This window comes from Rhizocola hellebori (assembly GCF_016862955.1).
Lineage (GTDB): Bacteria > Actinomycetota > Actinomycetes > Mycobacteriales > Micromonosporaceae > Rhizocola > Rhizocola hellebori.
This window is the reverse complement of the sequence record NZ_BONY01000066.1, coordinates 44,270-51,039: the sequence shown is the minus strand read 5'-3', so window position 1 is coordinate 51,039 and position 6,770 is coordinate 44,270. Positions and strand designations below refer to the sequence as shown.

At 66.7% G+C, this 6,770-nt stretch carries 6 protein-coding genes; 3 read left to right on the top strand and 3 right to left on the bottom strand.

Translation table 11 applies throughout. The annotated features are described in order from the left end of the window. Positions 1-178 precede the first annotated feature (178 nt). Both Rhe02_RS36930 and Rhe02_RS36925 read right to left on the bottom strand, forming a co-directional pair. Positions 179-619: a hypothetical protein gene (locus tag Rhe02_RS36930; protein ID WP_203913112.1), complete on the bottom strand. Its 441-nt coding sequence runs from the start codon at positions 617-619 to the stop codon at positions 179-181. 9 nt (positions 620-628) lie between these two features. Then, positions 629-2,656 (bottom strand): MMPL family transporter, encoded by a 2,028-nt coding sequence (locus Rhe02_RS36925; RefSeq protein WP_444544535.1) that lies wholly within the window; start codon positions 2,654-2,656, stop codon positions 629-631. Positions 2,657-2,931: 275 nt separating this feature from the next. Between Rhe02_RS36925 and lipB the strand changes: the two genes are divergently transcribed. Continuing rightward, complete coding sequence (gene lipB / locus Rhe02_RS36920) at positions 2,932-3,585, top strand: lipoyl(octanoyl) transferase LipB (protein WP_203913110.1); 654 nt, start codon at positions 2,932-2,934, stop codon at positions 3,583-3,585. Here the strand turns inward: lipB and aspS are convergent. Further along, positions 3,582-4,814 (bottom strand): aspartate--tRNA(Asn) ligase, encoded by a 1,233-nt coding sequence (gene aspS / locus Rhe02_RS36915; RefSeq protein ID WP_203913109.1) that lies wholly within the window; start codon positions 4,812-4,814, stop codon positions 3,582-3,584. The genes lipB and aspS overlap by 4 nt on opposite strands. Before the next feature lie 227 nt (positions 4,815-5,041). Here aspS and lipA point away from each other — a divergent pair, with 227 nt between their 5' ends. Continuing rightward, on the top strand, positions 5,042-5,977 hold the full coding sequence (gene lipA, locus Rhe02_RS36910) for a lipoyl synthase (protein ID WP_203913108.1): 936 nt from the start codon (positions 5,042-5,044) through the stop codon (positions 5,975-5,977). Between the two features lie 11 nt (positions 5,978-5,988). Then, complete coding sequence (locus tag Rhe02_RS36905; protein WP_203913107.1) at positions 5,989-6,711, top strand: DUF4191 domain-containing protein; 723 nt, start codon at positions 5,989-5,991, stop codon at positions 6,709-6,711. Positions 6,712-6,770: the final 59 nt, after the last annotated feature.

Sequence of the window (6,770 nt, the reverse complement as noted above, 5' to 3'; positions counted from 1 at the left end):
AATGCAGAGATGTAGGTGCCACGCGAGCAATAGGCACAGGCCGCCAGCAGCAGCGCGGCGGGCGGCGGCCGTCTACTTCCACGGCACCTGCATCTCTGCCTCAACGCCCTGACGCATAGATGCAGGTGTCAACAGAAGCAGTGGGCGGCAGCAGCGAGGAGGAGGGCCGGGGGTGTGGTTAGGCGTGGAGGAGGAGGCCGGCGGCGAAGGCGAGGGCTACCAGGGTGAGCATCGCGATAGCGATGCGGCGGAAGCGGAGCTGGAGCGCGGGGAGTTCGGCGGGGAGCGCGAAGACGCGCTGGGGCCAGCCTCGCCAGGAGACCCACCAGAAGAGCACGGTGGCACCTAGGAGTGCGATTGCTTTGACCGCGACCAGGGGCCACCCGCCGGGGTGGAGCCAGACCAGGCCTATCCCGGTGAGCCAGAGGGTGGCGATCAGGGCCGCTACCCGCCAGCGGTTGCCGTGGGCCAGTTCGCGGTGGATCTCCTCGACCTGGACTGGGTCGTTGCCGACGAACCGGGCCAGGCGTGGCTGGACTACGAAGAGGCTGTACCCCATCGCGCCCAGCCACATCGCGGCGACGGTCACGTGGACCGCGAGCAGCAGCCAGAGCATCATCGCCAAATGTTACGGCGACGTCTTGCGAAGTTTGCCCGGCCACCAGACAAACCGTCCAATGTCGACGGTTAGGGCGGGAACGAGCAGGGAGCGGACCAGCAGCGTGTCCAGCAGAACCCCGAACGCGACGGCGAAGGCGATCTGGAAGACGAACACGATGGGCAGCACGCCCAGCGCGGCGAAGGTCGCGGCGAGCACGACCCCGGCCGAGGTGATCACACCGCCGGTGACGGAGAGCCCGCGCAGGGTTCCGGCGCGGTGACCGAGCTTGGCCGCCTCCTCGCGCACCCGGGTCATCAGGAAGATGTTGTAGTCCACGCCGAGGGCGACCAGGAACACGAAGGCGAACAGCGGGTAGGACGAATCCGCGCCCGGGAAGCCGAGCAGGTCGGTGAAGACGATGCCCGAAATGCCAAGCGTGGCAAGGTAGGAGAGCACCACGGTCGCGATCAGCAGCACCGGCGCCACGATGGAGCGCAACAGCAGCATGAGGATCAGGAAGATCACGCCCAGGACGAGCGGGATGATCAGTGTCCGGTCGCGCTGGGAGGTGGTCTGCACGTCATAGTTGATCGCGGTGAATCCACCGACCTTTGCCTGCGCACCCTCGATGGCGTGCACGTTTGCGCGCAGTTTCGTCAACGTTGCGGTGGCAGCCGCACTGTCGGCCGGGTCGGCGAGGACCGCGTCGATGCGCACCAGGCCGTCGACCACCTTCGGTGGCGCGCCCGGCACGAAAGCACCTGTATAGGGCGCGACCGCGGAAACGCCGGGCGTCGACTGGATGACGCGCACGGTCTCGGCGAGCTTCTCCTGGCGCACCACCACCTGGGCCGGACTTCCTGTGCCGCCTGGGAAGTGGGCGCTGATCAGCTCCTGCGCGGCGACGGAGTCGGTGCGGTTGATGAAGCCCTCGGTCTGCGGAATGCCGGTGGCGTTCAGCCTGGACAGCCCGCCGATCGCCGCCAGCAGGATCAGCGCGGTGACCATCCAGACCGCCCGCGGCCGCTTGCCGACCAGACCCGCGACCCGGGCCCAGATTCCCCGATCCTCCGCCGGAGCAGATCCGAAGGCGGGGCGGAACGGCCAGAACAGCACCCGGCCACACAGCACCAGGACCGCGGGCAGCAGGGTCAATGACACGGCCAGGCTGGCCGCGATGCCGATGGCGCCCACCGGGCCGAGGCCCTTGTTGGAGGACAGGTCGGAGAAGAGCAGGCACAGCAGGCCGAGGATCACGGTGGCACCGCTGGCGGCGATCGGCTCGACCGAGGCGCGCCAGGCGACCTTCATGGCGTCGAAGCGGTTCTGCGACTTGCGAAGCTCCTCACGGAACCGGGAGACCATCAGCATCGAGTAGTCGGTGGCCGCGCCCAGGACGAGCACGTTGAGGATGGCCGAGCTCTGGCCGGAGACGTCGATGATGCCTTCGCGGGCGAGCAGGTAGACCACGCCATTGGCGAGGGTGTATGCCGCCCCCGCGCTGAACAGGACCACGAAGGGAAGCAGCGGACTGCGGTACACCACAAGAAGAATCACCAGAATGACGCCGACGGTGACGAGCAGAAGCAGGCCGTCGACGGTCTCGAAGACCTCCATCAGATCGGTCAGGATGCCACCGAGGCCGCCCACGTGGGCGGCGAGCCCATCGGCGACCCACCCCTCGCCGGCGAGGTCACCGGCGGCGAGGTGCTCGCGCACCCAGTCGACATATCCGGCCACCGTCTTGGAATCGGAGCCGCTGAACAGCAGCGCCACCTGCGCCGCCTTGCCGTCGTTGGAGAACTCGGTCATCGGCGGGGCGGCCAGCTTGTTGCCGAAGTGCTCGGCGATCGATCCGGCCTGCCGCTTGATGGTGGCCTTGTCGGCATCGGTCAAGCCGGTGTCGCGTCCATAGACGACCAGCGTGGGCATGACCTCCTGGTCGACAAACCGCTTGTTCTGCTCCAGCACGACGGTGGCTTCGGCGGTCTTGGGCAGGAAGGCCGAGTTGTCATTCTTCTGCACCTCGGTCGTCCGGCTGGACGGCCCGCTCATGACGCCGGCGACAAGCAACCACAGCACCAAGCCGAGAGCAGGCAAAATCCATCTTTTCCCTGCACCGCGAGCGGGCGGAACCGGCGTCGATGGCGTCGCCGGCGTGGTGGCCTTCTTCTCCCCTGCCACAGTCATCGTCACTCCATTTGTGAAAGCTTTCACAAGCTCCTTCAGGCGCACACCATACCGAGTGCGTCTGGAAGCGGTGTGAAGGGATTCCCGTGAGCTAGCCCACACGGCTTTAGGGCCTGCTACGAGCGCGCGAGAGTAGCCTGATGCGGGTGACGACCACGATGCCGATGGCGGTGATCAGAGCCGGAACAGTCGACTATCTGACCGCGTGGGAGGAGCAGCGGCGCCTGCATCAGGGCGTCGTCGACGGCTCGCAACCCGATACCGTTCTGCTGCTTGAACACCCGAGCGTCTACACCGCGGGCAAGCTGACCGAGGCGTGGGAGCGGCCGTTCGACAGCACGCCCGTCATCGATGTCGACCGCGGCGGGAAGATCACCTGGCACGGCCCGGGGCAGATCGTCGGCTATCCGATCGTCAAGCTGCCGGTGCAGCGTGGGGGCTTGGCCGACGTCGTCGCGCACGTAAGGCGTACCGAACAGATGATTATCAACGTGTGCGCAGAGCTTGGCGTGGTCACCGAGCGGATCAAGCGGCTGCCCGGGGTGTGGGTGCGGGCCGACGAGCGCGGCCCCGATCGCAAAGTCGCCGCCATCGGCATCCGGGTGGCCAGAAACGTGAGCCTGCACGGCTTCGCGCTCAACTGCAACCCCGACATGAAGTTCTTCGACAACATCGTGCCGTGCGGCATCAAGGACGCGACCGCCACCTCGCTGAGCCAAGAGCTTGGCCGCGAAGTGACGGTCGACGAAGTGCTCCCGATCGTGGAGCGTCACCTGCCCGAGTTGCTGGGCTAGGGCGCAAGCCGGTTGATGTCGCGCGGGAAGGCGCGCACCTCACGGATGTTGGCCGCCCCGGTGACCCGGGCGATGAGCCGCTCGAGGCCGATGGCGAAACCGCCGTGCGGCGGGAAGCCCAGCTTGTAGGACTCGATGTACGAGCGCACCGGCTCGATCGGCTCGCCCCGCTGCTCAAGCGCGGCTACATAGTCCTCGTACCGGTGCAGCCGCTGCCCGCCGGTGACCAGCTCGAGGCCCCGGAAGAGAAGGTCGAACCCGTTGGAGTACTTGGGCTGCGCCGGGTCAGGGTGGGTGTAGAAGGGGCGCTTGCTCATCGGATAACCGGTGACGAAGATGAATTCGCTGCCGTGCTCGCGCAGCGCCCACTCGCCGATGGCGCGTTCGTCGGCCGGGGCGAGGTCGGGCTCCTCCGGGTTGGCACCCGCTATCTTCAGCGCCTGGGCGAAGTCGACTGCCGGGATCTCCTCCGGCACCTCGATCTCGGAGATCGCCGGCATGATGCCCGCCATGACTTCGCGCAGCACCTTCATCACGTCGCGGTGGTCGGCGATGAAGCCCATCTCGGCGTCGAGCGAGGTGTATTCGGCCAGATGCCGTGTGGTGTCGTGCGGTTCCGCCCGGAACACCGGGCCCACCTCGTAGACCCGCTCGAAGACGCCGACCATCAGCTCCTTGTAGAACTGAGGCGACTGGGCGAGGAAGGCTGGAGTGCCGAAGTAGTTCAGCCCGAAGACGGTCGAGCCGCTCTCCGTCGCGGAACCCACGATCTTCGGCGTGTGGATCTCGGTGAAGCCCAGCGAGTCCAGGGTCGCGCGGAAGGCGCCCGTGGCCTTGGCCGACAGCCGCAGCGCCTCACGCCGCGACGGGTGCCGCAGCGACAGCACGGCATGGTCGAGCTGGGTCGGCAAAGCCGGGCTCAGCGTGGGCCGGAAGATCTCGAACGGGGTCTCGTGCTCGGCTCCGGATAGGACCGTGATCTGCGCCGAGATCAGCTCGACTCCGCCTGGAGCCACCTCGTTGGCGGTCACCTCACCGGTGACCTCGATGACGGTCTCCTCGGGCGGCATCTGCGCGCCCGGCGGCAGGACCACCTGCGCCAGCCCGGCGCGGTCGCGCAGGATGAGGAAGGAAACGGATTTCAGCTCGCGGCGGCGGTGAACCCAGCCGGCGATTGTCACTGGCTCACCGACGTGCACGGCGAGCTCACTGGACAGGATGCGTTGCATTGGTGGACCTCCTCTGTCGTCGCAACGCGATCCCCAGGGAGGTGTGGGCGAGCGGGATCCTCGCGGTGCCACCACACCTTCACCCTCTTTGAGAGGGCCTCGGCAGCCACTTCGGCAGGGTCATTGTCATGGGCGTCACACCACGACTCGCCTCGTCAAAGGGCTGTTGCGGGCATCATAGCGGCCCGCGAAAGCGATTTACCACCACCTGGAAGTACGCTGAGGAAATGACCATTGCGCCGGAAGGCCGTCGCCTGCTTCGCATCGAAGCGCGTAACGCCGAAACACCCATCGAGCGCAAGCCCGATTGGATCAAGGTCAAGGCCAAGATGGGTCCCGAGTTCACCGCCTTGCACGGTTTGGTGAAACGGGAAGGTCTGCATACGGTCTGCCAGGAGGCGGGCTGTCCCAACATCTACGAGTGCTGGGAAGACCGCGAGGCCACCTTCCTCATCGGTGGCGACCAGTGCACCCGGCGCTGCGACTTCTGCCAGATCGACACCGGCAAGCCCGCCGAGTTCGACGCCGACGAGCCGCGCCGTGTCGCCGAGTCGGTGGCCACGATGGGCCTGCGCTACGCGACGGTCACCGGGGTGGCCCGCGACGATCTCCCCGATGGCGGCGCCTGGCTCTACGCCGAGACAGTGCGGCAGATCCACGCGCTGGTGCCTGGCTGCGGCGTCGAGCTGCTCATCCCCGACTTCAACGCCGAGCCCGACCAGCTCGCCGAGGTCTTCGGCGCGCGTCCGGAGGTGCTCGCGCACAACGTGGAGACGGTGCCGCGCATCTTCAAGCGCATCCGGCCCGGGTTCCGCTATGACCGCTCCCTCGACGTGATCACCCAGGCGCGCCGGGCCGGCCTGGTCACCAAGTCCAACCTCATCCTGGGCATGGGCGAAGAGCGGCCCGAGATCTCCCAGGCGCTGCGTGATCTTTATGACGCCGGATGTGAGCTGATCACGATCACCCAGTATCTGCGTCCGAGCACCCGCCACCATCCGGTTGAGCGCTGGGTGAAGCCCGAGGAGTTCGTCGAGTTGCGCCAGGAGGCCGAGGAGATCGGTTTCGCTGGAGTGATGTCGGGCCCACTGGTGCGCTCTTCCTACCGTGCCGGTCGTCTCTACCGGCAGGCGATAGACGCAAGGGTGTCAGCCGCCCATTAGACTTCATGTTTATGGCGAAGGCGCAGGAAAAGAAGCCCGGTTTTTTTGCACAGATCAAGCAAATCGGGTTGGTGTTCAAGTTCACCGCTAAAGCGGACAGGTGGTTCATGCCCCTGGTGGCCGCGGCGGTGCTGATCCCGCTTGCGCTGACCGTGGTCGCCGCCCTCCTGTGGGGCTGGGTGGCCATTCCGCTCGGCATCATGATCATTCTTCTTGCCGTGCTGATCGTGCTCAACCTGCGCTCCAACTCCGCGATGATGAACTCGATGGAGGGCCAGACCGGCGCCGCCGTTCAGCTCATCAGCAACATGCGCGGTGACTGGCGGGTCAACGTCGAGAAGCCGCTGGCCATGCACATGGACAAGGCCCAGTCCGCGCTCAACCAGATGGACGTGGTGCACGCCGTCATCGGCCGGCCGGGGGTCATCCTCATCGCCGAGGGCCAGCCGCACCGGCTGCGCCAGATGCTCGGCGAGCAGAAGCGCCGGCTCGGCAAGGTGATCGGCGACGCCCCCCTCTACGACTACATCATCGGCAACGAAGAGGGGCAGCTGCCCATCCGCAAGCTGCGCATGACCCTGCTTCGCTTGCCCCGCAACCTTTCCGGCAAAGAGGTCAACCAGCTCGACAAGGCGCTGACCGCCCTGACCGCCCGGCCGACCATGCCCCGCGGCCAGCTTCCGAAGGACCTTCGCCCGCCGAAGGGCGCGATGCGCCAGATGCGCGGCCGATAGCGGGTTGTGGATCGCGATCGCCTTTCATAGTGTTTAGACCGGACGCGTGGGAGGAGCGA

Excerpts from the sequence above, each read along its gene's own strand:
- Rhe02_RS36930 (WP_203913112.1), bottom strand. The coding sequence starts at position 619 with ATGATGCTCTGGCTGCTGCTCGCGGTCCACGTGACCGTCGCCGCGATG.
- Rhe02_RS36925 (WP_444544535.1), bottom strand. The coding sequence starts at position 2,656 with ATGAGCGGGCCGTCCAGCCGGACGACCGAGGTGCAGAAGAATGACAAC.
- lipB (WP_203913110.1), top strand. The coding sequence starts at position 2,932 with ATGCGGGTGACGACCACGATGCCGATGGCGGTGATCAGAGCCGGAACA.
- aspS (WP_203913109.1), bottom strand. The coding sequence starts at position 4,814 with ATGCAACGCATCCTGTCCAGTGAGCTCGCCGTGCACGTCGGTGAGCCA.
- lipA (WP_203913108.1), top strand. The coding sequence starts at position 5,042 with ATGACCATTGCGCCGGAAGGCCGTCGCCTGCTTCGCATCGAAGCGCGT.
- Rhe02_RS36905 (WP_203913107.1), top strand. The coding sequence starts at position 5,989 with ATGGCGAAGGCGCAGGAAAAGAAGCCCGGTTTTTTTGCACAGATCAAG.